Genomic DNA, 617 nt, shown 5'->3' with positions numbered 1-617 from the left:
TCGCCGCGTGGCTTGCCAAATGGTCGGGCCGCTACCCACGACTGACGACGTGGGCGGAGGAAACCATCGAGAGCACGATGACCTTCTTTCGCCTGCCGCGCCAGCATCACAAGCACCTGAAGTCCACGGATGACATCGACAAGCCTGATTTCGGCTTTTCCAACTCCTGCTGCGTTTCTTTGTTTGGCTCAGGTGAGCCTGTTTCTTCGTCTCGGCCCACAGGATCTCCCGTGCGAGCGTGTCGAGACGCGGTCAAGGCTGGCCGGTGCGGTGGCGGCACGGCCGGCTGCGAGGTTTCCAGGCCACGCCTTGACGGCGTCGAGCACGGCGCCAGTCTGGAGCGGACCGAGGCGGCGATCGTGCCGCCACATTCCTTGTGCTATATTTGTCCGGCACGGACGACCACGTGGCAAAGAGTGGTGCACGAGGATGAGAGTGCCGCCACGCAGCCGTTATAGTCGTTCCTCCTTTGTGGCGTCCGTGCGCCGCTTCGGCCCGCGTGGCCGCCAATGCTGAACCATCAGCTCGTAGGCACGCTCGGCATTCTCGGCCGCGGCTTTCTCGCTGTTTCGCAACTCCTTCACGTTGTAGGCATAAGCCGAACCGCGGCGACCGAC

The 617-nt window shown here is 63.2% G+C and carries 1 pseudogene; it reads left to right on the top strand.

Annotation, left to right across the window (positions count from 1 at the left end):
* Nucleotides 1–143: pseudogene (locus O7A70_RS33925) on the top strand (transposase); the annotation flags it as partial.
* Between the last annotated feature and the right edge of the window lie 474 nt (nucleotides 144–617).

Source organism: Mesorhizobium sp. Cs1299R1N1 (assembly GCF_037179655.1).
Taxonomy (GTDB): domain Bacteria; phylum Pseudomonadota; class Alphaproteobacteria; order Rhizobiales; family Rhizobiaceae; genus Mesorhizobium; species Mesorhizobium salmacidum.
The sequence above is the reverse complement of the archived record's forward strand: the minus strand, read 5'-3'. Positions and strand labels throughout refer to the sequence as shown.